Source organism: Microcystis sp. LE19-84.1B (genome assembly GCF_027531875.1).
In the GTDB taxonomy this organism is placed as follows: Bacteria; Cyanobacteriota; Cyanobacteriia; order Cyanobacteriales; family Microcystaceae; genus Microcystis; species Microcystis panniformis.
The window spans coordinates 1-23,410 of sequence record NZ_JAPZSR010000459.1; the positions used below are offsets into that span (position 1 = coordinate 1).

Genomic DNA, 23,410 nt, shown 5'->3' on the forward strand with positions numbered 1-23,410 from the left:
AATAAGGTTTGATGACATCTTTAGTGATTTACTGTTTTTTAAATGCCTTTTTTCACTCTCTATGTTTATTTTTATGCTCACTTTGGTTTTTTCTCTACGTAATTTACCTCTGTGACAGTTTGGGGTGCGGAATGTGGGTTACATCAGCCGAGGGGAGATGATTCTGCTGCACGGCAACATCGGCGAAGTCCCAAAAAACCCCAAAACAGGAAATCGATTTAGCTCTCAATCGTAAGAAGGAACAGGAAAAATATGACCGCTAACCCCCATACTGGCTCCGATTTCGATGATTTTCTCAAAGAAGAAGGTCTTGAGGAGGACTGTAGTGCGGTGGCACTCAAACGGGTGCGGTTGCGGCAGTTGGCTGAGGAGATGAAAAGGCTCTCTGTGACCAAAACGGAGATGGCGGCGCGGATGCAGACCAGTCGAGTGCAACTTGACCGCCTCTGCTGTTTAATTTTTCTCATCTTTTCTCGTTGAGGAGAAGGATTTTTTAGGGCTTCTTGGTAGCGAGTCTCTTGCCAATTCTGGAGGCGCAATAAATAAGCATCAATTGATTTTCCCGCTTATTTATTAACATTTTATCATATATATCTGCCCTAACTACGAATCAACTTGACTGAGAGAGGAACGTCTTTTAAAAGGCATTAGTTTTTTGATTAATTCAGGTGTAATTAAGCCTTGTGGATAAAAAATCGTTCCCAAAACAATTAAAATTCCAAAAATAATCAAACGACCATCGCGCAAAAAATTCCCTAACCAAATCGGTAAACCATTCACACCGCCGAGGGCGCGTAAAACTTCGGGCAAAGCAGTTAAAACAATGCCTCCCACCACCGGCCCGACAAAAGTTCTTGAACCACCAATTAAAACGAAAGCCAAGAAAATAATACTGGCATCAAAAGTTCCTTGACGGGAATTCCAAGTATTGAGAAAATGGGCGCTTACCGCTCCCACAACTGCCGCTAAAACTGCCCCGAAAGTGAAGGATAAAACTTTGTGATAGGTGGGATTAATTCCCATGGCCGCAGCTGCCAATTCATCGGCACGAATGGCATTAAATGCCCGACCAATTTTGATGTTTTCTAACCGGTAGAGAAACAGCATAGTTAGGAATAAGAGGGGCAAAGCCAGCCAAAGGTAGGCTAATTGAGTAGTGAAAGGTTGGGGAATGGCGAAAATACCGACTGCACCGCCAGTTATATCGAGATTAAGGGCAATAATTCTCAAAATTTCTACCCAGGCGATCGTGGCAATAGCTAAATAAATACCTCGCAAACGGAGAACAGGAATACCTAAAACTATGGCTAATATTCCTGAAATAATGCCAGCAATTAACATTTCTAAAAAGACCAAAGCCAGGGGATAATTGCTACCAGTATTAGTAAAAACTTTCGTGGAAAGAATGGCGGTCACATAACCACCTAAAGCGTAAAAACCGGGGGTTGCTAAGGATAATTGACCAGCCATTAAGGGCAGATAAATTGAAATGCCTAAAATGGCTCCAAATACCATTGAAACAATTAAAAAACCATAGGTGTTAAAAAAGTCAGCCATATTTTCATTGAGCGGTTATTGGGTGTTTAAGTTAGGGGAGTCAATTAGCTAATTTTATCACCGTTCTCTCCCCTCTCATTCTCAGGTAATTCTCGAAATTATCATGATTTTTTACTTGGCACTTTTCCTATATGGTAGCGTTAGCCACCTTAAAAGCAGATGGGATGATCGATGATGGGAAAAAGGTATCTTTCTTAACTTTGTCTGGGAAAAAATTCGGGGGAATTTATGAAACAGCAGCATTGGTTGGTTAACTCCGAAAACCGGTTAGTCGGACTCCTACGGCTGAATTTCCCGATAAAATCGCAGTGGCGAGCGAAAAAGTCCTAGAAGCTGAGTATAGCATCAGTTTTACCCCAGAAGCGATCCATCAGGTGCAGGCGATCGGTGAGGAACCAGTAATATGGTTTTAAACGTTTTCAATTCGATCCTCTCACTAATTAAGTAGCTGGTTATAATTAAATTAAAAATGGATTTTAGGTTCGATCCCCCCTGCCCCCCTTGATCCCCCCTTAATCCCCCCTTGATAAGGGGGGTGTCTGACAACTTTTAACGCCTACCTACTTAGGTTAGAGAAATGATAGATAAATGAGAGTATCATGAGATAAATATGAAAGTTTTTTGGGGAAAAATTAGTTAAGATAGGGGGAAATTAAAGGATAAACAACTATAGATGTTTACTTCACTCGAACTTTTGACCATTTCTTTTGTAGCCGTGGGATTAGCCGCCGATGCCGTGGCCGTTTCTCTGACCAGTGGCCTGATGATTCGTCATATTCATGTTAATAAGGCTTTGAAAATTGCTTTGTTTTTTGGCGGATTTCAAGCAATTATGCCGATGATCGGTTGGGGTATTGGTCTAACCTGTCGCGATTTCCTCGCCTCTTTTGACCATTGGATCGCTTTTATTATTTTAGGGGCGATCGGCAGTAAAATGATCTACGAAGCTGTTCAAAATGATGACGAGGAAAAAAAATTTAATCCTCTAGATTCCTATACTTTAATCGGATTAGCGATCGCTACTAGCATCGATGCTTTAGTAGTTGGTTTGGGTTTATCGATGATTAAAACTCCCTTACTTTTAGCTTGCACTGTTATCGGTTCTATTACCTTTGCTTTATGTTTTATAGCTGTTTTTATCGGGCATAAATTCGGTAATTTATTTAGCCAAAAGGTGGAAATTCTCGGCGGTTTAGTTTTAATATTAATCGGCAGTAAAATCCTTATTGAACATTTAATTGCCTAGATTATCTCCATTTTTCACTATCCTCCCTATTTTCCCCGACTGTTTCAACAGGGGAGTGGCTAATTCGGGATAACCGGCCTCAATTAAAGCCTGATCTCTGATGCGACAGGAATCGCATAAACCACAGGGTTCAACTTCACCTTGATAACAAGACCAAGTATCAGCAATGGGAACCCCTAAACTAACAGCACGACGGACGATATCTACCTTACTATCCATCACCAAAGGGGCAATTAATTGGGGTGCTTTCCCTTCTAAACCCGCTTTTGATGATAAATTAGCTAAAGTTTGAAAGGCCTCTAAATACTGGGGACGACAATCGGGATAACCAGAATAATCCACCGCATTAATTCCTAAATATATCGCCTCTGCTGCCCTTGCTTCCGCTAAAGAAAGAGCGATCGAAATAAAAACTGTATTTCTCCCCGGCACATAGGTAATCGGGATAATATTCGGGTTAATTCCCTCTTGGGGAATAGCTATAGATTGATCCGTTAAAGCGGAACCTCCCCACAAAGATAGATTGACTTCGATCAGATGATGTTCTTTAATATCGAGGAAATTAGCAATTTTTTTCGCCGCTGCTAATTCCCGCTCGTGTCTTTGTCCATAACGAAAGGAAAGGGCAATTAATTGATAACCAGCAGCTAGAGCGATCGCTGCTGTAGTCGCTGAATCTAATCCCCCGGAAAGTAAAATAATTGCCTTTTTTGTCATTATCCTAATGTCACCTGTGTTTGTTGATAATTAGCTACTAAGATAAATTGTTTTAGCCACCGCGAACCTAACAAAATCTCCTTAATTGCCTCCCCTGCAAAAACGGGAATTTCGTATTCCTGACCATCAATTCTTACTCTGCCCAAATATATATCAAAAAATGCTTCTCCTTGAGCGGTTATCAATTTATTTTGTCGCAAAAAACGCCAATCAAGACTGTCAGCATCTTGACTATTTATGGCTAAAAACTCGGTAAAACCCGTATCCAGCATAACTTCTGCGGGTAGAATCAATCCATCATCGCCAACTAAATCGATATCAAAATAAATTTGTCCTTTGGTTCCAAATCTCCCTTCAATCATATTCTGCCACTAACTCCAGTTTCATTAATGCCAAAGATATGATGGATTTTGTCGGGATATTTTGCCCTTGCTTTTTTACTGGCCACTTCTTGATCGGGATCGATAAAATAATCGCCGCTATCGGGTTCGATCGCAATATACCAACCATAGTAATGTTTCATTAACCGGGGCTGTAAACTCTGAAAAATCGGCCAACAACGATGATAAAATTCTAATTGTCGGGCGCGATGTTTGGCCTTTTCTTCCTCTGTAGATTGAATCTCTGGAAAAACTCGACCACGACGCACTACTCGTTCAGAATTGTTGTTAGACATAGTATTTAACCTCTTGTTAGTCAATTAGGGGTTGGGAATTATGAATTATGAATTGGGGAGATGGGGGAGTGGGGAGACCACTTCGTGCGCGTTGCGGGGGGAGATGGGTAGTGGGGAGATGGGGAGTGGGGAGAATAAATAAAAAGTAATCTCCTGATAACTGACTCCTGATAACTGACTCCTGATAACTGACTCCTGATAACTGATAACTGATAACTGATAACTGATAACTGATAACTGACTCCTGATAACTGATAACTGACTCCTGATAACTGATAACTGATAACTGATAACTGCTCACTGATAACTGATAACTGATAACTGATAACTGATAACTGATAACTGACTAGCGGACTCCTAAAAACTTATGGGTTTGGAGACTGAGACGCCATTGGGGATGCTGGAGAACATAATTAAAGACTAACTCTTTGCTTTCTACTTTATTCCATTCGGGTTGCAGATATTTGATCACCCCTTCCGATAACTTACTTTCCTGCATAGCTGCCCAGTCTAAATCCTCTGGATTAGCCACGACAATTTTTAACTCATTCACCCGTGCATAAATACTAGGATCGGGCATTTTATAAGTTTTAGGAGAAAAAGTCACCCAATCGAAAACCCCAGTAAAAGGATGAGCGCCAGAAGTTTCTAAATGTACCCGTAAACCCTGATTTTTTAATTCCTTGGTCAAAGGATCAAGATTGTGCATCAAAGGTTCACCCCCGGTAATCACCACCATAGCGGGGTTAGCCCCTTTTGCCATCTCTACCAATTCCCGCAGGGATTGTTGGGGATAACGGTGGGCATTCCAAGACTCTTTTTGGTCGCACCAAGGGCAATAGACATCGCAACCTCCCAAACGGAGGAAAAAAGCATTGCTTCCCGTCCAAAAGCCCTCGCCCTGCACAGAATGGAAAGTTTCGACAACAGGATAGGTACAATGGTTTATGCTAACCGTTTTCATAGAATCATTATTATAGAAAATATGGACATTCCCCTGAACTTTGCCAAATACATCCAATGGTCTGGTATTGCCACGCTGGTTTTTTTGGTACTCACGATTATCGCTTTTCTCGTCGGTTGGGGAATCCGCTTTCGTCTCGTCGGTGTCACTAGCTTTATGGCTGTGTTGACGGTGGGGATTTTCGGTCTTGGGTTGGGACTGTTTACCCGTACCGAAATTCCGGGAGCGGTGAGATTCTCCCTTGTCTATGATAACGGAGCTAATCAAGCTGTTATCTCCCTGCCCAATACTGTTACTCCCGAGCAGGTGGAGGCAACCCTAAAACAAGCCGCTAGTGACTTGTTTTCCTCTGGTCGCGCCGGTGCTGGCGGTAATAATCAATTTATCATTAGCGCTCGCACTCTCGTTCACCCTCAGCCCGGTTTATCTGCTCCTTTGTATCTGGGACAGATTAAAAAATCCTTCTCCGCCCCGGGGGATAATACTCCTGAACTACAGCTTTTTCCCGAAAGTTTCGCTAAAATTAGCCAATAATCCTGAGAGGTTGTCAAAAAATGTCCAATGCTGTCGCTGTTTTGCCCCTGTTAATCGCCCCCGCACAAGTGATTCGGGGTGACAATGCCCTAGAAGAGTCCACCGGCAAGTTAGCGGATTTGGGTAAACGTCCCCTGGTGGTGGGCGGCGATCGCAATTTAGCTTTTTTGTCATCTCCCCTAAAAAATCTCACTCCTAGCTATCACAGTTACGCCCCCGATTGTTCGGAAAATTCCCTAGCATATTTAAAGGCATCTGTCAAGAGTCATGAGGCAGATTTTATCATCGGTGTGGGTGGCGGCAAAGCCCTCGATACGGCTAAATTACTCGCCCATCAGTGCCATTTGCCAATCGCCACGATTCCCACCTCCGCCGCTACCTGTGCCGCTTGGACAGCCCTATCTAACGTCTATTCTGACGCCGGGGCGTTTCTCTACGATCTGTCCCTAGCCCGTTGTCCGGATTTATTAATTCTCGATTATGGTATTATCCAAACTGCCCCGAAAAGAACCTTAATCGCTGGTATTGGCGATGCGATCGCTAAATGGTACGAAGCTTCCGTCAGTAGTGGTCACTCCACAGAAACCCTGATCATTGCCGCTGTCCAACAGGCCCGGGTTTTGCGGGATATTCTTTTCCAAAAATCCCCAGCAGCCCTGGAAAATATCGGCGGAGAGGACTGGAAACAGGTGGTAGATGCCACCGTTTTATTAGCCGGAGTAATTGGTGGTTTAGGGGGCGCTAATTGTCGCACCGTGGCCGCCCATGCGATTCATAATGGTTTAACCCATATTCCCGCTTGCCATCATGCCCTGCACGGGGAAAAAGTCGCCTACGGCATTCTCGCCCAATTGCGTCTAGAAGAAATAGTTTTGGGCAATCAATTAGCAGTATCGGCCCGGGGGCAACTAATCCAGTTTTATGAACAAATTGGTTTACCAAAATCCCTAGAGGATTTAGGATTAAAAGATGTTTCCCTTGCCCAATTGCGTCACGCAGCCGCAATTGCTTGTCTGCCTAATTCGGACATTCATCGTTTACCTTTTACGGTTTCCCCGGAACAAGTTATGGCGGCCATGGTTTCCACTACCACTGCCGATACGATCGGGCAGAAAGTTAAAGCTAATTAAGGGCAATATTTTCGGGACTTATTAATAAAATGCACGTTATCAGTCGGAGGAAATTAAATAAATTGGCCGAAAGGTAAGTGGGTGGGTGGAATTAAATATAAGATGAACGTAGGTTGGGTTGAAGCATGAAACCCAACGCCCGCTCATGTTACGCTACCGCTAACCCATCCTACAAATAATTGTGCCTCCCTAATTATCCCGAAACCAAATCAGCATTAAAAGAATGGTATCAAAAAATGAAGCCCGCTCATGTTACGCTACCGCTAACCCATCCTAATTATAAAGAATGGTATCAAAAAATGAAGACAGGACAATTTCAGTCCATAGCAGAATTAAGAACCATTTTCCCCAATGCTGACAAAGTAGGAAAACTGACTGTCTTTAACATAGGTGGAAATAAGATTAGACTGATAGCGGCGATTCATTACAATCGACAAAAAATTTATATTCGAGAAGTTTTAACTCATCCTGAATACGACAAAAACAAATGGAAGTAGTAAAAAAATGCCGACGATAGATATATAGAAAACACGGCAAGCCTGGACAAACTTAAAGCCAATACTCTTTATCCCTCGCAACGAATCAGAATATGAACAATTAGTAATTATGTTAGATAATTTGATAGATGAAATAGGAGAAAATAAAAATCATCCTCTTGCTTCTTTAATGGAAATTTTGGGAATATTAATAGAAAATTATGAACAGGAAAATGTTCCCCAATTATAAATTCAAACAGGCAGTCCACAATCAAATCCATGAAGGGTAGGGGTGGTGCGTTCCCAAATATTGGTTAACCTTGAAATTGTCATGTTTTCAGGGAACGCACCCTAGGAAGTGATGCAATCGCCCTAAATCCTTATCCGGCAAAAGACTTAATTGATTAGTTCGTTCTAGTCGGGTGTTGGGTAAAATTGGTAGCGATCGGCTTTCTCAATGGCTCAGGTTCTAGCATATATCGTGTAAATGCGCTAGTATTCAAACTAAAGCCGTCCTAAAAAGACGGGGTTTGGAACTCAATTTTTCGATGACGACAATAATCGACGAGTTAAGGCAACAATGGCAAGATCGCCTCTCTCAAACAGAGGATTCCTTAACCGATCGCCAACGGGATACCATTATCAATTGGTTACTCGGTGAAGATAGCCAACGTTGGGAAAATTTAGATGAGAGAGATTTAGAAATCGCTAAACGGGGATTAGTCTATCTTTGGCAAATTTTACGGCAACGCTATCTGAAAGTTAGTCCCACCCGCGCCTATCGTAACCTGATCGATCGTCTCGGCGCTTGTGTCACTCTCCGGCAAAAAATTCGCACTTGGGTTTCCTTAAGTCGCGATCGTCGGCAAGCGGTGGCCGATGTCTTGCAAGAAATTATTCAAGAAATGTTAAATAGCGATCGCTATCTGCAATCCCAGTTAGCATGGATCGCTCGTTGTACCACCGATCAAGCTACTCGCGATCAGCTGCTGTTAGCCACCCTAGAAGAATACGCCCTGCGTCCGATCCGCAATCAACCCCTGTTAGCCTATCGTTTTGTTAATTATCTTCGTCGTCAATCGAGGAGCGGTATCACTAATGTGCCGCAGCAAGAAATAATCCGGATTCTCTCCGATGAAATTAGTGGCGATGAGGGGGAAAATAGCTTAAGTTTACTGGATCAAAATGCGATCGCTATCTACGAAGATCAACGCACTTCCCAAGAAGCGCAAATTCAACGGGCAAAAGTTCAAGAGAGTTTTGCTAGATATCTAGAGGAAAATGTTAGTCCGGAGGCGGTGACTTGGTTTAACCTCTATTTAGGGGGCGAAAACCAAGATGCGATCGCCTTGGCGATGAATATTCCCGTCCAACGGATTTATCGTCTCCGGGAAAAAGTTGGCTATCATGCGATTAAGGTTTTTGCCCTCAAGGAAGGGACAGAATTAATCGCTGAATGGTTAGAAATCAGCCCGAAAGAGCATAATTTTGGCTTAACTCTCAGTCAATGGCAAAGTTTCTATGCTGCCCTTTCTCCCAGGGGTAAAAGCGTTATCGATGGCTTAAAAGCGGGTAAAACCCTTGAGGAAATCGCCGGCGAATTAAACTGTAAACGCACGCAAGTGGTCAAAGAATGGACGCAACTTTATCTAAGCGCCCAAAGTCTCAGGACAAAAACCTAATCAGTTATCAGTTATCAGTTATCAGTTATCAGTTATCAGTTATCAGTTATCAGTTATCAGTTATCAGTTATCAGTTATCAGTTATCAGTTATCAGTTATCAGATTTGAGTTTTAAGTTTTAAGTTCACTGATTACTGTTTACTGGACGGCTACACCGTGCCTTTGGCAACACTGAAAAAAACCTCCCCACTTCCCCATTCCCCCCCGATCCCCCCGATGTCGGGGGGGCAGGGGGGGTGGGGGCAGGGGGGGTCACACCCCACACCCCACTTCCCATCCCCTTTTTGATTTTTGACTTCAAGAAATATGTGGATTATTAGCAAAAAAGTCGGGGTATTTACCCATTATTTAACCGCTACGGGGACATTTACCCCCAGCATCGACAAAGCCAGTAAATTTTCTGCTCGAGAAATGGCGGATATTATGGCTAAAAAATACGGGGGAATAGTCGAGGACATGAGATAATTATGACCATTGGTATTTGGATTTTAGGGGATCAATTATGGACAGGACAAGCGGCCTTAGCTAATCGTCAAGCCTATTCACAGGAAACGCCGGTTATTTTAATTGAATCCCACAATCATATTCGACAAAGACCCTATCATCAGCAAAAATTAGTTTTAATCTGGTCGGGGATGCGTCATTTTGCCGAAGAATTAAAAACTTTAGGATGGTCTGTCACCTACGAAGTTGCTGAAGATTTTGAACCGATTTTATCTGCTTGGATTGAACGATTAGGCATTAAAGAATTACAGATTATGATGCCTAATAATTTACCTTTTCTTAGATTAATCAAAAATCTGAATTTAGACTGTGTTATAACCCTAATTGATAATAATCACTTTCTCTGGACTAGGACAGATTTTAATAATTGGGCTAAATCTCGTAAAAGACTATTACTAGAGGATTTCTATCGAGAAAGTCGCAAAAAATGGCAGATTTTAATCGAGGATAATCAACCCATAGGAGGACAATGGAACTTTGATAAACAAAACCGCAAACCGCCCAAGGATGGATTAAAAACTGCTGCTCCTCTTTGGTTTGAACCCGATGAAATTACCCTTCAGGTTATCGCTGATGTGGAAGCTTTAGATATTCCTAAATATGGAAAAATCAAACCTTTTCACTGGGCAGTAACCCGCAGACAAGCTTTACAAGTCTTGGAGCATTTTATTACTAATTGTCTGCCTAACTTTGGAACCTACCAAGATGCGATGATAACGGGAAAAGAAACCCTCTGGCATTCCCTATTATCTCCCTATCTTAATCTAGGATTACTAACGCCGTTGGCAGTGATTCAAGCAGCAGAAATTGCCTATAAAAAAGATAATTTAGCCCTAAATAGCATCGAAGGATTTATCCGTCAGGTGTTAGGATGGCGGGAATATATGCAGGGTATTTATCATTATCTGGGAGAAGATTACGCTAATCATAATTGGTTTGAGCATCAACAACCCTTACCGGCTTTCTTTTGGGATAGTAACCAAACCGAGATGAATTGCCTCAAACAAGTATTATCACAGGTGGAAAATACCGGTTATGCCCATCATATTCAAAGATTAATGATTTTGAGCAATTTTGCCTTAATTTTTGGTTGCTCTCCCCAAGAGATTGAAAACTGGTTTCATAGTGTTTTTATCGATGCCTACGATTGGGTAATGCAGACTAATGTACTGGGAATGGGACAATTTGCCGATGGGGGAATTCTCGCCTCCAAACCCTACGCCGCCTCGGCCAACTATATTGATAAAATGAGTGATTATTGTCGGGGTTGTCTGTATAAAAAAAATGAACGAGTCGGGGAGTTTGCCTGTCCTTTTAACTTTCTTTACTGGGATTTTTTGGCACGACATCGAGAAAAATTAAAATCCCAAGGTCGAGTTAATATGATTTTAGGTCATCTCGATCGAATGTCGGCAGCTGAACTTAATCAAATGCGCTGCCAGTCCAACCAATTAAGAGCTATCAGTAGTCAGGATTTAGGAGTCAGGAGGAGATAGGGTGATAGGGTTTTGGGGTGATAGGGTGATAGGGTGATAGGGTGATAGGGTGATAGGGTGATAGGGTTTTGGGGTGATAGGGTGATGAGACAGCTTCCCCACTTCCCCACTTCCCCACTTCCCAACCCCCAAACCCCAACCCCCAAACCCACTATGATAATTGCTATATGAGTAAATCAAAGGAAAAAAACCGGATTGCCTATCAGGAATTTGGAGATCAAAGTAATTCCCCAGCTTTTGAGCGTTCCATTCCTGAATTACCCCCAAATCAGCAGAATTTGCGAGTACAAACCTCCCGCTCTGGTCGTGCGGGAAAAACCGTTACCATAGTTACAGGTTTTCAATGCCAAACCGAAACTCTGACGAAATTATTAAAACAGTTAAAAACCGCTTGCGGAACGGGTGGTACAGTTAAAGAAAATACCATTGAGATCCAAGGAGATCATCGCCAAAAAATACTACAAATTCTCATTGAATCGGGTTACAAAGCCAAAATTAGCGGAGGATAGCTAAAAATCATGATTCCCTCTTGGTTGCTTATCGGTGTCGTGGGATTTTTGGTAGCGTTAGCTGGGGGATTACTCAATTCTCGCGATGTCCGTTGGTTTGCGCGCTTGCGTCGTCCCGATTGGTTAACCTTTGAAAGATTAATCCCTCTTATCTGGACAATTATCTATATTTGTGGCGCAATTTCTGCTTATTTAGTCTGGGAAGCTCAACCGGCTAATCGCTGGTTTTTGATGGCTTTTTATCTGTTGGTGGAATTGACTATTACTGCCTATACTCCCGTCACCTGTAAACTACGCAGTCTCAAAGCGGGAACGATTATCGGAGGTACGGGTTTTTTCTTGGGTTGTCTTCTGGCGCTCTTGGTTTTCCCTGTTTCTTCTTGGGGGGGTATCCTACTCCTACCTTACCTGATCTGGAGTCCGATCGGTACCTATGTGACTTGGGAAATGAGCCATCTCAATCCTCGGGATGTCTAGACAGGAAAAGTGGGATGGGTTAAAAATTAACACATCCCACAGGTCTTATTGCCATCTACCAACTTAAAAATCTAGACTGTTTTTCTCGCTCTAACTCGCTCTACCTTGGCAGGACTGGAGCAATCAAGGAAGTTAGGAACCTCCTGACGACAGTGAGGACAATACCAGTAGGCACGACTAGCTACAAGGTGACGAAGGGTAATTCCCGAACAAATCGGGCAGCTGTGCCTGGATTGTTAGACTAATTTTAAACGTTTTTAAAATTGCCCTACCTCCCACTGCCATTGTAAACAAAATCGCCGCTCTTTAAATCTAACTTTAGGTAGAAACCCAGTGTTTCTTTCGATAGATTCCCCAGAAAATACCTAGGTACGAGGACGGAAAAGATGGGAATGTTGCGGGTGATAAAGTTGCGATCGAGTTCCTGTAATCTGATTTAAAGCGGGACTAATGAGATAAAGGGTAGTTCTAGTTAGATTTTCCCGATGGGTTAGTGGGGCCATCTCTGACAGGGGGACAACCCAGATTTTTTCGTCGGGCCAACCGAGACGGAAACAAACGGCCACCTGTTGCTCTGGCTGGTAGTATCGTAGGAGTTTTTCCTGGGCTTTGTCAACGTGACGAGCGGCTAAATATAGGCATAAACTGGCTTTATGAGCGGCTAAAGAGGCTAATTCTTCACTTTCTGGCATGGGAGAGGCTTTTCCTTCCACCCGGGTTAGAATAATTGTCTGGACTAATTCCGGAATCGTTAATTCTAGGGCCAATTTGGCCGCTAATCCTTGAAAGGCACTAATTCCGGGGATTAGCTGAAAGGGTATATCTGCTGCTGTCAAAAGATGAATTTGTTCTTGGATGGCACTATAGAGACTTAAATCCCCCGATTGCAGTCGCACCACCGCTAAACCCCGACGCACGCGATCGATCATTAAAGGGATAATTTCCTCTAGGGTGATGCTACTGGTGGGAATTAACTCGGCATCTTTACGAGTGTCCTCAAGCATCTGTTTGGGGACGAGGGAATCAGCAAAGACGATAACATCGGCTTTTTGGAGAATTTTATCGGCTTTTACCGTCAATAATTCCGGATCTCCGGGTCCCGCACCAATAAAATAGACGGCCGGGGAGAGCGCCGAGGAGTCAATTAAAGTCATACTAAATCCTGTTTACAAGGGGTGTGGGGTGTGGGGAGAATAAATAAAAACAATCTCCTGAATACTGAATACTGTCTCCTGAATACTGAATCCTATCATTAACCTGAACATTTGTATTTAATTAGGGTAAAACTGACTATAATTAAGTGGGTGGGTGGAATTAAATATAAGATGAACGTAGGTTGGGTTGAAGCATGAAACCCAACGTCCGATTATGTTACGCTACCGCTAACCCATCCTACAAATAATTGTGCCTCCCTACTTAATGATAAAGCACGGTCAGCATTGACAATGATTAGCGATCAATCCCTCCCCCCCCAAAATATTGAAGCAGAAGAATCTATCTTAGGTGGTATTTTGCTAGATCCAAAAGCGTTAGGTAGAATCAGTGATTTTTTAATTCCAGAAGCTTTCTATGTGAAAACCCATCAAGATATTTATCGTGCGGCGCTTGCTTTACAAGGGAAAGGAAAACCGACGGATTTAATGACGGTTAGTAGTTGGTTACAGGATAATCATCTGCTGGAAGAAATCGGGGGAATGCCGCGATTGTTACAATTAATTGAGCGCACTGTCTCGGCCGCTAACATCGATCGCTATGGGGAATTAGTGATGGATAAATATATGCGTCGTCAGTTAATTTCCACCGGGGGAGAAATTATCGAGTTAGCCAGAGATACGACGCTAGAATTAGAAAATGTTTTCGATGAATCGGAACAAAAGATTTTTCGTCTCACCCAAAAACGACCCCAGGAGGGTTTAATTTTTCTGGGGGATACTTTAATCGAAACTTTTAACGAAATTGAGAAAATGCAGGAGACCACCACTCTACCCGGTATCGAAACTCAATTTTATGATCTTGATGCGATGACCAGTGGTTTACAACCCTCGGATTTAGTTATTATCGCGGGGAGGCCTTCCATGGGAAAAACTTCTTTTGCTCTTAATATTGCTTATAATATCGCTCAACAGAATTTACCTGTGGCTGTCTTTAGTTTGGAGATGTCCAAGGAACAATTAGCCCAACGTTTGTTATCGAATGAGGCTAAAATCGAAAGTAATCGTATTCGATCGGGCCGTTTGGGACAAAATGATTTAGAGAAGGTTCTTGGGGGACTAGAAAAGTTATTAAATTTGCCCATATATATCGATGATAGTGCCAATTTAAGTGTGATTCAAATGCGTTCCCAAGTGCGGCGTTTACAGGCAGAAAAAAAGGGACAAATGGGATTAGTTTTAATCGATTATCTGCAATTAATGGAAGGAGGAGGTGATAATCGCGTTCAGGAACTTTCTAAAATTACCCGCAGTCTTAAGGGTTTAGCGAGGGAAATTCATGCTCCAGTAATTGCTCTTTCTCAGTTAAGTCGCGCTGTGGAATCTCGCAATAATAAAAGACCGATGATGTCCGATTTACGCGAGTCGGGATCGATCGAACAGGATGCGGATTTAATTATGATGTTATACCGAGATGAATATTATAACCCCGATAGTCCCGATCGAGGTGTAGCTGAAGTAATTATTACTAAACACCGTAACGGTCCCACTGGCACAATTAAGCTACTTTTTCAACCGGAATTTACCAAGTTTCTCAATCTTAAACAAAGTCGCTCTAATTATTAAAATGCAAGCAAATATTAATTATAAAACCCACAATTGTCTCTTAATACTTTTGGTAATTATCCTAACTCTTGGTGTGGTTTTTCGTTTTGCAAATATCGATAAAAAAATCTATTGGCATGATGAATCCTACACCACCATTAGAACCACTGGTTATCAAGCAAAGGAAATCGCCGATACTATCTTTCAAAATCGTCTTTTATCTACCACAGAATTAGGAAAATTTCAACAACTGAAACCCGAAACTAATGTTTTTGATACAATTAAATCTCTGGCTAAAGAAGACCCTCAACACCCACCTTTATACTTTATAATCTCTCGCTATTGGCAAAAAATATTCGGTTTTTCTCCCGTTTCTTCCCGCAGTTTAGCGATTGTTTTTAGTCTTCTCTCTCTGCCATTTATTTACTATCTATCCCTAGAATTATTTCCATCAAAGTTAACGGCAGTTTTAGCAGTAATTTTATTGGCACTCTCTCCAGTTGATATAATATTTGCTCAAATGTCCCGTCAGTATAGTCTTTTAGTTATGTTAACGATAATCAGTCAATTAATGCTGTTAAAATGCCTCAAAAAAATAACTATTGTTAATTGGTCTTTATACACTCTCTCTAATACTCTCGGACTCTACACCCATCTCTTTTTTATTCTCAACTTATTTGCTCAGGCAGCTTTAATACTTTGGTATCTTATTATGAAACCAGAGCGAAAAAATAACTTGATATTTTTCCTGTTATCTGGGTTAACAATGATGATTTTATATATACCCTGGTTACAGGTTTTTTTAACTAACTCTCAAAGAGCCTTTAACTCCACCAGTTGGGCTGCCGTTAACTATCTCGATTGGGGATTGTTCGGTAAATTATGGCTCTTAACTTTTACTTGTCCATTTAGCGATAGCGATTTTGGTTTTAATAACATCTTCACCTACATATATAGACTGATTTTTTTAATCTTAATTATCTATGCTTTTTATCGAGTTTATCGCTACAATCACCCGATAGCTTTTACTTTTCTGATTACCTCAACCCTAGTACCTTTCCTAGCTTTAGTCATTCCCGATCTAATTTTTATCACCACTAGATCAACTGTTACCCGTTATCTAATTGCCTCCTTTCCCACTATCTATATAACTGTAGCTTTTTTCTTGTCACAATTGCTTAGTCAAGGTACAATTTTAGGTAAAATTATCTTGACTTTTTTGTTAACTGCTAGTATAATATCGAACTTTAATAATGCTCTTTCCGAAACCAGTTGGGCAAAAGTTCCTAGTTATTGGAATGGCGAAATTGCCAGAAAAATCAATGCTGTACCTAATGCCATTATTATCAGCGACGAAGGTAATGACTGGACTAACTTAGGTGATTTGCTTTCCCTTAATTATCGTCTTAATTCTGATGTACAATACTTCCTGACTACCACTAACCCCGATACCGATAAGTTAAAAGAAGTCCTAGAAATTCCCCAAGCTAACTTATTTCTTTTTCGTCCTTCCAATCGGTTATTACTGGCCCTAGATCAATTCGATATTCGTCTTGATGATTTCTATCCTCAAGGTCAATTGTGGCGAGGGAAGAAATAGGTAAATATATAAGTAGGTGGGTGGAATTAAATATAAAATGAACGTAGGTTGGGTTGAAGCATGAAACCCAACGCCCGATTATGTTACGCTACCGCTAACCCATCCTACAAATAATTGTGCCTACCTACTTATTTTGGGTCAATCTAGCCTCAAAGAGTTGAGCAAAGCTGGTATTATAACCAGTTAAAACCGTTAATCTTCACCTTAAAGAAATGACTTTTCTAATTCCGACTAGCGTTTGGCGGCAAATTCTTAAAAAGTTCCCTATACTACTATTCTTAGTATCTTTTCTCATAGTCCTACTATTAGGCTATTTTTCTGCCGCTTTCTCTCAAAGTCGAGATCCTGATATCCGCGGTGTTTGGATTACCACCAACGATACTGCGATGCTGATGGACAGGGATAAACGACAACAGGCGATCGAGCAATTAGTTAATCTTAATTTTAATGCTATCTATCCCGTGGTCTGGAATTCCGGTTATGCTCTCTATCCCAGTGCGATCGCCGAACGGGAAGGAATACAGCCTTTTGTGCCTACGGGAGCGCAGGGACAAGATATCTTGGCAGAATTGGTGGAACAAACCCGTGGCAGGGGATTATTGGTCATTCCTTGGTTTGAATTCGGATTTATGGCTCCTCCCACCTCGGAATTAGCCTTAAAACATCAGGACTGGTTAACCCAAAAACGCGACGGGGGGACCACTTGGGTGGGGGCAGCCGGTGAGGTGGTGTGGTTGAATCCTTTCCGTCCCGAGGTGCAGAATTTTCTGCGGGAGTTAGTCTTGGAAGTAGTGGGACAATACGATATTAATGGCATCCAATTCGACGATCATCTGAGTTTACCGAATGAATTCGGCTATGATCCCTATACTATCGCTCTTTATCAACAGGAAACCGAAAAAATGCCTCCGGCTAACCCCCGGGATCCCGAATGGACAAAATGGCGGGCCGATAAAATCACTGCTTTTCTGGCTAATCTCAAAGAATCAATTCAGGCAGTTAAACCGAATATACTGCTTTCGATCGCCCCTAATCCCTACGAATTCGCCTATAATGGTCATTTACAGGATTGGCTCGGTTGGGTGCGACAAGGATTAGTCGATGAGTTAATCGTACAGGTTTATCGTCCCGATCTGCCCAGTTTTCTCAAACAAATAGAGCGTCCCGAAATTCAGGAAACCCAGCAAACTATCCCCACCGGTGTGGGGGTTTTAACCGGTTTACGCAATCGACCGATTGCCCTACCCTTGATTGAAGAAAAGGTATTGGCTGCTCGTCAACGGGGTTTAGGGGTGATTTTCTTCTTTTATGAAAGTCTCTGGCAGCAAGCTTTGGAACCTCCAGAAACCAGAAAAGCGGCAATTCAAGCGATGTTTTCGCAACCCATCACTCCCCGTCTTCCCGTGCTGGAAAATATTCCCTTAGTTAGTACACCTGAACCTGTTGACCAGCCAAGACTAACCCCCACACCTCCCCCCTTAGCGCCGGACGGGATCGAAATTCCTGTAATTCCCCCTCCGGGTAGTTAATAGCAATTTTTGCCCATCGAAATTATACTAAATACTGCTTAAAAGGTATAGGAGAGTGGCGGGATTTTTTTCAGCGTTGCCAAAGGCACGGCGTAGCCGTCCAGTAAACAGTAAACAGTGCAATGAAAACTCGCATCTGATTAAATGCTGATGTCTAAAAAGCTTGTCAAGATTGCCGAGAAGCAGCATTTATTCAGAGTAAATCTTCTAGTTTTATGGTCATATAATCTTGAGTTTGATTGGGATTTTGGATAAACCTAACGACGATTTTATCTCGTTCTTCTAATAGGGTTTCTAGGGTTAATAAATTTGATTCTGTAGATTGAGAGAGAATTTTATATAAGGTACTCTCGCTCGAATTATAGTCTCGCTCATTTTCTTTGGCAATATCACTAATTTCGTTGCGATTATAAAAAATAATTCCTCTGAATTGCACAAATATTTTTGCATTTTGATAGTTTTTCTGGGGATTAGCATGATTATTGAGAGTCAGAAGCATATAGATTCTATTCATCCCGCTTTGAAATTTACCAGCAATCTGCTTTAATGTGCTTTCTTTGTCTTTTTTTGCCTGTAGGGATGCTTTAAGTTCAATTAAACAAATTTGCAGATGATAATTGAGAATTTTACCCCCATCATCGACTTTTCTCTGTAAAACTAATATAGCTTTTTCAGGGGTTTTGCCGGAAGCAGAGATACCGTGTAACTCTTTTTCTAAATTGATAACCCAGATTTTATCTACTTCTGTAGATATATTTTTGTCATTTTTAGACGATAACTGTAAGTGATTAATAACTACTTTCTTTAAATCGGTCTGTTTTGTTTCTTGAATTTCAATATACTCATCCTGAGTAGGGGAGATTTCTTCAATAAAACCCTGTTTTTCTAAAGCTTGATGAAACTCTTGTCTAAGGGAAAATATTTCTTTTTTTGAGTTAGACTTACTCATTCTCTGCTAAATAGATATGATTGGTTAAAATTTCTCCAGATTTCTGCACAGAGTTGATAACTTCTTTAAAGTTACGAAAATAAACACCATATTGACTGGTTCCATAATCAATAATTTTATCACCCGTGAAAAAGTAAACCCCTAAGTCTTCTTTAGCAAGTGAAATTTCTGGATTTAAATTTTTTAATTGATTATCTTCAATAATTTTTGTGACATCAACATCATAACTTTTTAAGGTATGAAGATAAACATAATTGTTGAGAATATCGGTTAAAATCGGGCTATGGGTGGTGATCAAAACCCGATTATCATGCTCGGTGACAAATTGAACTAAAATATCCATTAAGCGAATTTGATTTTCGGGATGCAAATTAACTTCTGGTTCATCTATCATCAAAAAATTGTTTTTTTCCTTGGCCCAATATTTGAGGTAAAGATACAAGACAGTCAACTGATTGACTGAAGATGAAGCTAGATACATAGGTAAATCTTTGCTTTCATCGAATTTAAAAGAAAATTGAATAGGTGCGATCGATTCTAGACTAGAAATGGTGATTTCTCCTCCCATTAATCTGATCATCTTTTCAATCAGAGAATTATAAACTGAATTAATTTCTTTCTTGGTATTGAGAGAATAAAGCGACTCAATCACCTTATTCATTGGTTCTGTGTAAGACCTTTTGGGTAATTGTTCTTGAAGACGTTTGAATATATCCCGATTAGTATTAACATCATCATCAATATTTTCTATTAATTCTTGCAATCGACGATTATACTCACTTCTTTTATTTCTCTCTATCTCATAAATGTACTGGTAGAAAACAGGAAAAAAGCTACGACTAGCGGGGATAAAAAAAGTATCTTCTGCATGAGACAAAAGCACTCTTATTATTGACGGAATAATTACTGATTCCTTGTATGGTTTAGCTCTCTCAAAAAAGTCTCTGGGTATTTGATCAAATACTTTTTCAGGTATATTAGGTTCTTTTATATTTATTGTTAGGCTACCTTTGCCCTTGCTAATCTGTAAATACTCCAGATCATTATTTCCTGCAACACGAACCAAAAAAGTTGTTTTAAATTTCGTCTCTTTAAATTCTTGGATATTTGCTTGAAAAACTAATTTATTGGAACCAATAATCGTTTCTTTAATACTGGCATCAAGATTATAAGTATTAACAACTTCTTTTTCAATAAATCGGCTAAATTTATTGAGAATCTCATCGATTAATTCTTGATTAATCTTAATAGGTTTTTTAGAGTCAATTACTAAAGAATCAATTTGGGTATTTTCGGAAAACTTTCTAATATTGTCATCATTAAAAATTGTCCATAAAAGCTGAGAAACTAGGGTTTTGCCACTATTATTGTAACCAATAAAAGTATAAAACTTCTTGGTTAAATCTATAGTTTGATTATTATTTCTAATTGATCCCAAGTTCTTGATCAGTAGTTCCATATTATTTTTACCAATCACACCGAGAGAATAACTAATTTTTTAAAGGTGGACAAAATGCCCACCCTTAAAACTATTGTAAACTGCTAGTTAACTGACTTTTGGCCTTAGCTAAAGCTTCGCTTAACTTACTAGCATCCCGTCCCCCAGCTTGAGCTAAATTGGGACGACCACCACCACCACCAGCGCAGATTTTAGCGATCGCACCGATAAATTTACCCGCTTGTAAACCCTTATCTTTAATCACCCGGGGACTAAAAGCGGCCACTAAACTCACTTTATCAGCTGCGGGAGTCGAGGCCAAAACTACTGCCCCTTCCCCTAATTTTTGCTGTAGTCTTTCGGCTGCAGCCATCAAAGCATTAGGATCAATATCGCCCAAAGAAGCGACTAATAGCTTAAATTCGCCGATAGATTCAGCTTGAGATAGCAAAGCATCCGATTTATTTAGCGCCAACTCCTGTTTAACCGCTTCTAACTGCTTTTGTGTCCCCTTTAACTCTGATTGTAGGGCCGTAATGCGATCGGGAATTTCCAGAGGTTTGACCTTAAAGCGATCGCACAAATCCCGCACCACCTGATCCCGTTCATTCAAATAGGCTAACACGGCAGGGCCGGCCACCGCTTCGATGCGACGAATTCCCGCGGCGATTCCCGTCTCGGAGATGATTTTAAATAAACCGATCTCGGCGGTATTTTTAACGTGAGTTCCCCCGCATAATTCCATAGAAACGCTAGGAATATCGATAACTCGCACTTCTGAGCCGTATTTTTCGCCAAACATGGCAATAGCTCCCTTTTGCTTCGCTTCTTCCAATCCCATCACCGCTATCTCGGTGTCATGCGCTTCGGCAATCCAAGTGTTAATCTGTTCTTCCACCTGTTGCAATTCAGAGCTAGTCAGGGGACGAGGACAGTTAAAATCAAAACGGAGGCGCTCAAAACTGACGAGGGAACCTGCTTGGGAAATCCCCCCATCGACAAGCTTTTTCAAGGCCGATTGTAGCAGATGGGTGGCGGTATGATTAGCTTGGGCGCGACGACGACAGGAACGGTCAATCTGTGCATTAATTGTATCGCCGGTGGTGACAATTCCCCGCTCAATCCGACCAAAATGGATAAAAATCCCCGATTCTTTCTGCACATCCTCCACGCGGATAAGCAGATTATCGCCGGTTAAATAACCCTTATCACCGATTTGTCCACCCGATTCGGCATAAAAAGGCGTTTGATCGAGAACTACCTGCACCTCAGTGCCTGCTGCGGCTGATTCCACCGTTTTACCGGCGACTAAAACCGCCGTTACTGTTGCGGTTGCTTGCAAATCCGTATAACCGAGAAATTCCGTCGGGTGAATATGTTCTGCCAGCTTATCTAAACTACCCTGTACCGTCAAATCTATGGTTTCGTGGGCGGCTTTTGATCTTTGCTGCTGTTTTTTCATTTCCTGCTCGAAACCCGCCGTATCGACGCTTAAACCCTGCTCCTCGGCGATTTCTTGAGTGAGTTCCAGGGGGAAGCCATAGGTATCATAAAGGGTAAAGGCATCAACTCCCGAAATCTGGCTTTTTTCTTTTTCTAGAATCGATTCGAGCAGTTTCTCGCCTCTTTCTAGGGTTTCTAAAAATCTCGCTTCCTCTCGCTCTAATTCTGCCTTGATCACCGTTTCTCGTTCCCGAACATTGCCATAGACGGACTCGGAAAGAGCGATCGCAACTTCCGCCACTTTGCTGATAAATTGACCTTCAATACCGATTAAACGCCCGTGCCGTACTACTCTCCGAATCAGACGACGCAGGACGTAACCCCTGTCAGTATTCGATGCTGAGATACCATCCGCTATCATATGTACTACCGAGCGCACATGATCACCGATGACTTTTAGGGAAACTTTCGTTTTTTCGTCCGCTTTCTGGTAGTCTATGGCTGCTAACCGGGCCGCTTCGGCGACAATCGGGAAAATTAGGTCAGTTTCGTAGTTATTGGCGACTTTTTGCAGGATTTGCGCCATCCGTTCCAAACCCATCCCCGTATCGATATTTTTATTCGCTAGGGGTGTCAGATTGCCGTCTGCGTCGCGGTTATACTGCATAAAGACGAGGTTATAAAACTCGATAAAACGGCTATCATCCTCTAAATCGATGGTTTTATCCCCTAATTCCGGGTGAAAATCGTAGTAAATTTCCGAACAGGGACCACAGGGACCCGTGGGACCCGATACCCAAAAGTTATCCGCTTCGCCCATTTTTTGGATACGATGGGCAGGAATACCGATTTTATCGCGCCAGATAGCGAAAGCTTCCTCATCCTCTTTAAAGACACTAACGACTAATCTTTCGGGGGGAAGGTTAAAAACTTCTGTGGACAATTCCCAGGCCCAGGCGATCGCTTGTTCTTTAAAATAATCACCAAAGCTAAAATTGCCCAACATCTCAAAAAAAGTATGATGTCTAGCAGTCCGGCCGACATTTTCGATATCGTTGGTGCGAATACATTTTTGGGAAGTGGTAGCGCGGGGAAATTCCGGGGTCTTTTGCCCTAAGAAAATCGGCTTAAAAGGGAGCATTCCCGCAATAGTCAGCAAAACGGTGGGGTCTTCTGGGACTAGGGAGGCACTAGGGAGAATTTTATGGTTTCTGGCCGCAAAAAAGTCTAAAAATCGCTGGCGAATCTCGCTTCCGCTTAGGTGGTTACTCATAGAAGATGTCAGTTAATCAGAAAATGCCTATTTTATCCATTGTGGCATTTTTACGTTTTAACTCTCCACCTTTACCCTCGCGCCGCTTGTCGGACTTGTTCTAAGTCTAAATCCAAAGCTTGAGCGATTTGTTCCACACTTAAACCCAAAGCCAGCAAACGGGGAATAGATTCCAGTTTTCCTTCCTGTCGTCCTTCCTGTCGTCCTTCCCGTTTAGTTGCTTCCTTCCATTCCTGATAGGTTTGAGATAAGGTCATAAACACCTCTCTATCTTCAGTTTCTAGGATGTTATTTATTTCAATACTAACACGCAAACTAATTAATAATTCCAGGACATTTTCCCGGAAAGCATTACCTTGAGGTAATTCTAACAATTCTCGCACCGCTTGGTCTTGAGTTTTTCCCCGTCCTAATAATCTTAACCAAAGAGTCTCAGCAGTCACAGGCAATTGAT

The 23,410-nt window shown here is 41.6% G+C and carries 26 protein-coding genes and 1 pseudogene; 15 read left to right on the top strand and 12 right to left on the bottom strand.

Annotation, left to right across the window (positions count from 1 at the left end):
• Positions 1–252: 252 nt before the first annotated feature.
• On the top strand, positions 253–480 hold the full coding sequence (locus O9324_RS25555; protein ID WP_288141667.1) for a hypothetical protein: 228 nt from the start codon (positions 253–255) through the stop codon (positions 478–480).
• Here O9324_RS25555 and O9324_RS27605 read toward each other — a convergent pair.
• Positions 435–560: pseudogene (locus O9324_RS27605) on the bottom strand (DUF433 domain-containing protein); the annotation flags it as partial. The gene O9324_RS25555 and the pseudogene O9324_RS27605 overlap by 46 nt on opposite strands.
• Before the next feature lie 43 nt (positions 561–603).
• A complete protein-coding gene (locus O9324_RS25560; RefSeq protein ID WP_288141668.1) occupies positions 604–1,557 on the bottom strand; it encodes a branched-chain amino acid ABC transporter permease in 954 nt (317 codons plus the stop codon).
• 673 nt (positions 1,558–2,230) lie between these two features.
• Between O9324_RS25560 and O9324_RS25565 the strand changes: the two genes are divergently transcribed.
• Positions 2,231–2,803 (top strand): manganese efflux pump MntP, encoded by a 573-nt coding sequence (locus tag O9324_RS25565; RefSeq protein WP_002789282.1) that lies wholly within the window; start codon positions 2,231–2,233, stop codon positions 2,801–2,803.
• Here the strand turns inward: O9324_RS25565 and queC are convergent.
• Genes queC through O9324_RS25590 form a run of 5 tightly spaced genes read right to left on the bottom strand, consistent with a single transcriptional unit; the run spans position 2,792 to position 5,160 of the window.
• The gene (queC, locus tag O9324_RS25570; RefSeq protein ID WP_288141669.1) at positions 2,792–3,520 is read right to left on the bottom strand and encodes a 7-cyano-7-deazaguanine synthase QueC; all 729 of its coding nucleotides are present in this window, start codon (positions 3,518–3,520) and stop codon (positions 2,792–2,794) included. The genes O9324_RS25565 and queC overlap by 12 nt on opposite strands.
• A complete protein-coding gene (locus O9324_RS25575) occupies positions 3,520–3,882 on the bottom strand; it encodes a hypothetical protein (protein WP_002781773.1) in 363 nt (120 codons plus the stop codon). The genes queC and O9324_RS25575 overlap by 1 nt, the downstream gene beginning before the upstream one ends.
• Positions 3,879–4,196: a hypothetical protein gene (locus O9324_RS25580; protein WP_002736011.1), complete on the bottom strand. Its 318-nt coding sequence runs from the start codon at positions 4,194–4,196 to the stop codon at positions 3,879–3,881. The genes O9324_RS25575 and O9324_RS25580 overlap by 4 nt, the downstream gene beginning before the upstream one ends.
• Positions 4,197–4,212: 16 nt before the next feature.
• The gene (locus O9324_RS25585; protein WP_288141670.1) at positions 4,213–4,497 is read right to left on the bottom strand and encodes a hypothetical protein; all 285 of its coding nucleotides are present in this window, start codon (positions 4,495–4,497) and stop codon (positions 4,213–4,215) included.
• 45 nt (positions 4,498–4,542) lie between these two features.
• Complete coding sequence (locus tag O9324_RS25590) at positions 4,543–5,160, bottom strand: 7-carboxy-7-deazaguanine synthase QueE (protein ID WP_288137555.1); 618 nt, start codon at positions 5,158–5,160, stop codon at positions 4,543–4,545.
• Between O9324_RS25590 and O9324_RS25595 the strand changes: the two genes are divergently transcribed.
• The 10 genes from O9324_RS25595 (at position 5,137) to O9324_RS25635 (ending at position 11,968) form a co-directional block, all read left to right on the top strand.
• Complete coding sequence (locus O9324_RS25595; RefSeq protein ID WP_190720492.1) at positions 5,137–5,694, top strand: Ycf51 family protein; 558 nt, start codon at positions 5,137–5,139, stop codon at positions 5,692–5,694. The genes O9324_RS25590 and O9324_RS25595 overlap by 24 nt on opposite strands.
• A gap of 20 nt (positions 5,695–5,714) precedes the next feature.
• Positions 5,715–6,824: an iron-containing alcohol dehydrogenase family protein gene (locus O9324_RS25600; RefSeq protein ID WP_004159964.1), complete on the top strand. Its 1,110-nt coding sequence runs from the start codon at positions 5,715–5,717 to the stop codon at positions 6,822–6,824.
• Between the two features lie 236 nt (positions 6,825–7,060).
• Positions 7,061–7,321, top strand: a complete 261-nt coding sequence (locus tag O9324_RS25605; protein WP_288141671.1) for a type II toxin-antitoxin system HigB family toxin — start codon at positions 7,061–7,063, stop codon at positions 7,319–7,321.
• A 61-nt stretch (positions 7,322–7,382) separates the two neighbouring features.
• Entirely contained in the window at positions 7,383–7,550 is a 168-nt protein-coding gene (locus tag O9324_RS27610) for a hypothetical protein (RefSeq protein WP_502846605.1), read from the top strand.
• A gap of 298 nt (positions 7,551–7,848) precedes the next feature.
• A complete protein-coding gene (locus O9324_RS25610; protein WP_288141672.1) occupies positions 7,849–8,982 on the top strand; it encodes a HetZ-related protein 2 in 1,134 nt (377 codons plus the stop codon).
• A complete protein-coding gene (locus tag O9324_RS25615; RefSeq protein WP_288141673.1) occupies positions 8,934–9,104 on the top strand; it encodes a hypothetical protein in 171 nt (56 codons plus the stop codon). The genes O9324_RS25610 and O9324_RS25615 overlap by 49 nt, the downstream gene beginning before the upstream one ends.
• Before the next feature lie 184 nt (positions 9,105–9,288).
• The gene (locus O9324_RS25620) at positions 9,289–9,447 is read left to right on the top strand and encodes a hypothetical protein (RefSeq protein WP_288141674.1); all 159 of its coding nucleotides are present in this window, start codon (positions 9,289–9,291) and stop codon (positions 9,445–9,447) included.
• Between the two features lie 2 nt (positions 9,448–9,449).
• Positions 9,450–10,982: a cryptochrome/photolyase family protein gene (locus O9324_RS25625; protein WP_288141675.1), complete on the top strand. Its 1,533-nt coding sequence runs from the start codon at positions 9,450–9,452 to the stop codon at positions 10,980–10,982.
• Between the two features lie 167 nt (positions 10,983–11,149).
• The gene (locus tag O9324_RS25630) at positions 11,150–11,491 is read left to right on the top strand and encodes a translation initiation factor (RefSeq protein WP_288141676.1); all 342 of its coding nucleotides are present in this window, start codon (positions 11,150–11,152) and stop codon (positions 11,489–11,491) included.
• 9 nt (positions 11,492–11,500) lie between these two features.
• Positions 11,501–11,968 carry a TspO/MBR family protein gene (locus tag O9324_RS25635; protein WP_002767260.1) on the top strand — a complete coding sequence of 156 codons (468 nt, stop codon included), beginning with the start codon at positions 11,501–11,503 and terminating at the stop codon, positions 11,966–11,968.
• A gap of 365 nt (positions 11,969–12,333) precedes the next feature.
• Here O9324_RS25635 and cobM read toward each other — a convergent pair whose 3' ends face one another.
• The gene (gene cobM, locus O9324_RS25640; RefSeq protein WP_288141677.1) at positions 12,334–13,122 is read right to left on the bottom strand and encodes a precorrin-4 C(11)-methyltransferase; all 789 of its coding nucleotides are present in this window, start codon (positions 13,120–13,122) and stop codon (positions 12,334–12,336) included.
• Between the two features lie 291 nt (positions 13,123–13,413).
• Between cobM and dnaB the strand changes: the two genes are divergently transcribed.
• From dnaB to O9324_RS25655, 3 genes are all read left to right on the top strand, one after another.
• Positions 13,414–14,745 carry a replicative DNA helicase gene (gene dnaB, locus O9324_RS25645; protein ID WP_288141678.1) on the top strand — a complete coding sequence of 444 codons (1,332 nt, stop codon included), beginning with the start codon at positions 13,414–13,416 and terminating at the stop codon, positions 14,743–14,745.
• A gap of 1 nt (position 14,746) precedes the next feature.
• Complete coding sequence (locus tag O9324_RS25650) at positions 14,747–16,324, top strand: glycosyltransferase family 39 protein (RefSeq protein WP_288141679.1); 1,578 nt, start codon at positions 14,747–14,749, stop codon at positions 16,322–16,324.
• A 212-nt stretch (positions 16,325–16,536) separates the two neighbouring features.
• Positions 16,537–17,853: a family 10 glycosylhydrolase gene (locus tag O9324_RS25655; RefSeq protein ID WP_288141680.1), complete on the top strand. Its 1,317-nt coding sequence runs from the start codon at positions 16,537–16,539 to the stop codon at positions 17,851–17,853.
• 193 nt (positions 17,854–18,046) lie between these two features.
• Here the strand turns inward: O9324_RS25655 and O9324_RS25660 are convergent, their stop codons facing one another.
• The 4 genes from O9324_RS25660 to O9324_RS25675 form a co-directional block, all read right to left on the bottom strand.
• Entirely contained in the window at positions 18,047–18,802 is a 756-nt protein-coding gene (locus O9324_RS25660; protein ID WP_288141681.1) for a hypothetical protein, read from the bottom strand.
• The gene (locus O9324_RS25665) at positions 18,795–20,261 is read right to left on the bottom strand and encodes an AAA family ATPase (RefSeq protein WP_288141682.1); all 1,467 of its coding nucleotides are present in this window, start codon (positions 20,259–20,261) and stop codon (positions 18,795–18,797) included. The genes O9324_RS25660 and O9324_RS25665 overlap by 8 nt, the downstream gene beginning before the upstream one ends.
• A gap of 70 nt (positions 20,262–20,331) precedes the next feature.
• Positions 20,332–22,956: an alanine--tRNA ligase gene (gene alaS / locus O9324_RS25670; RefSeq protein ID WP_288141683.1), complete on the bottom strand. Its 2,625-nt coding sequence runs from the start codon at positions 22,954–22,956 to the stop codon at positions 20,332–20,334.
• A gap of 71 nt (positions 22,957–23,027) precedes the next feature.
• On the bottom strand, positions 23,028–23,410 hold a 383-nt coding region (locus O9324_RS25675; RefSeq protein ID WP_288141684.1), incomplete at its 5' end, for an Rpn family recombination-promoting nuclease/putative transposase.

Coding starts and splice junctions, on each gene's coding strand:
- O9324_RS25555 (WP_288141667.1), top strand. CDS start 253: ATGACCGCTAACCCCCATACTGGCTCCGATTTCGATGATTTTCTCAAA.
- O9324_RS25560 (WP_288141668.1), bottom strand. CDS start 1,557: ATGGCTGACTTTTTTAACACCTATGGTTTTTTAATTGTTTCAATGGTA.
- O9324_RS25565 (WP_002789282.1), top strand. CDS start 2,231: ATGTTTACTTCACTCGAACTTTTGACCATTTCTTTTGTAGCCGTGGGA.
- queC (WP_288141669.1), bottom strand. CDS start 3,520: ATGACAAAAAAGGCAATTATTTTACTTTCCGGGGGATTAGATTCAGCG.
- O9324_RS25575 (WP_002781773.1), bottom strand. CDS start 3,882: ATGATTGAAGGGAGATTTGGAACCAAAGGACAAATTTATTTTGATATC.
- O9324_RS25580 (WP_002736011.1), bottom strand. CDS start 4,196: ATGTCTAACAACAATTCTGAACGAGTAGTGCGTCGTGGTCGAGTTTTT.
- O9324_RS25595 (WP_190720492.1), top strand. CDS start 5,137: ATGGTTTATGCTAACCGTTTTCATAGAATCATTATTATAGAAAATATG.
- O9324_RS25590 (WP_288137555.1), bottom strand. CDS start 5,160: ATGAAAACGGTTAGCATAAACCATTGTACCTATCCTGTTGTCGAAACT.
- O9324_RS25600 (WP_004159964.1), top strand. CDS start 5,715: ATGTCCAATGCTGTCGCTGTTTTGCCCCTGTTAATCGCCCCCGCACAA.
- O9324_RS25605 (WP_288141671.1), top strand. CDS start 7,061: ATGAAGCCCGCTCATGTTACGCTACCGCTAACCCATCCTAATTATAAA.
- O9324_RS25610 (WP_288141672.1), top strand. CDS start 7,849: ATGACGACAATAATCGACGAGTTAAGGCAACAATGGCAAGATCGCCTC.
- O9324_RS25615 (WP_288141673.1), top strand. CDS start 8,934: ATGGACGCAACTTTATCTAAGCGCCCAAAGTCTCAGGACAAAAACCTA.
- O9324_RS25620 (WP_288141674.1), top strand. CDS start 9,289: ATGTGGATTATTAGCAAAAAAGTCGGGGTATTTACCCATTATTTAACC.
- O9324_RS25625 (WP_288141675.1), top strand. CDS start 9,450: ATGACCATTGGTATTTGGATTTTAGGGGATCAATTATGGACAGGACAA.
- O9324_RS25630 (WP_288141676.1), top strand. CDS start 11,150: ATGAGTAAATCAAAGGAAAAAAACCGGATTGCCTATCAGGAATTTGGA.
- O9324_RS25635 (WP_002767260.1), top strand. CDS start 11,501: ATGATTCCCTCTTGGTTGCTTATCGGTGTCGTGGGATTTTTGGTAGCG.
- cobM (WP_288141677.1), bottom strand. CDS start 13,122: ATGACTTTAATTGACTCCTCGGCGCTCTCCCCGGCCGTCTATTTTATT.
- dnaB (WP_288141678.1), top strand. CDS start 13,414: ATGATTAGCGATCAATCCCTCCCCCCCCAAAATATTGAAGCAGAAGAA.
- O9324_RS25650 (WP_288141679.1), top strand. CDS start 14,747: ATGCAAGCAAATATTAATTATAAAACCCACAATTGTCTCTTAATACTT.
- O9324_RS25655 (WP_288141680.1), top strand. CDS start 16,537: ATGACTTTTCTAATTCCGACTAGCGTTTGGCGGCAAATTCTTAAAAAG.
- O9324_RS25660 (WP_288141681.1), bottom strand. CDS start 18,802: ATGAGTAAGTCTAACTCAAAAAAAGAAATATTTTCCCTTAGACAAGAG.
- O9324_RS25665 (WP_288141682.1), bottom strand. CDS start 20,261: ATGGAACTACTGATCAAGAACTTGGGATCAATTAGAAATAATAATCAA.
- alaS (WP_288141683.1), bottom strand. CDS start 22,956: ATGAGTAACCACCTAAGCGGAAGCGAGATTCGCCAGCGATTTTTAGAC.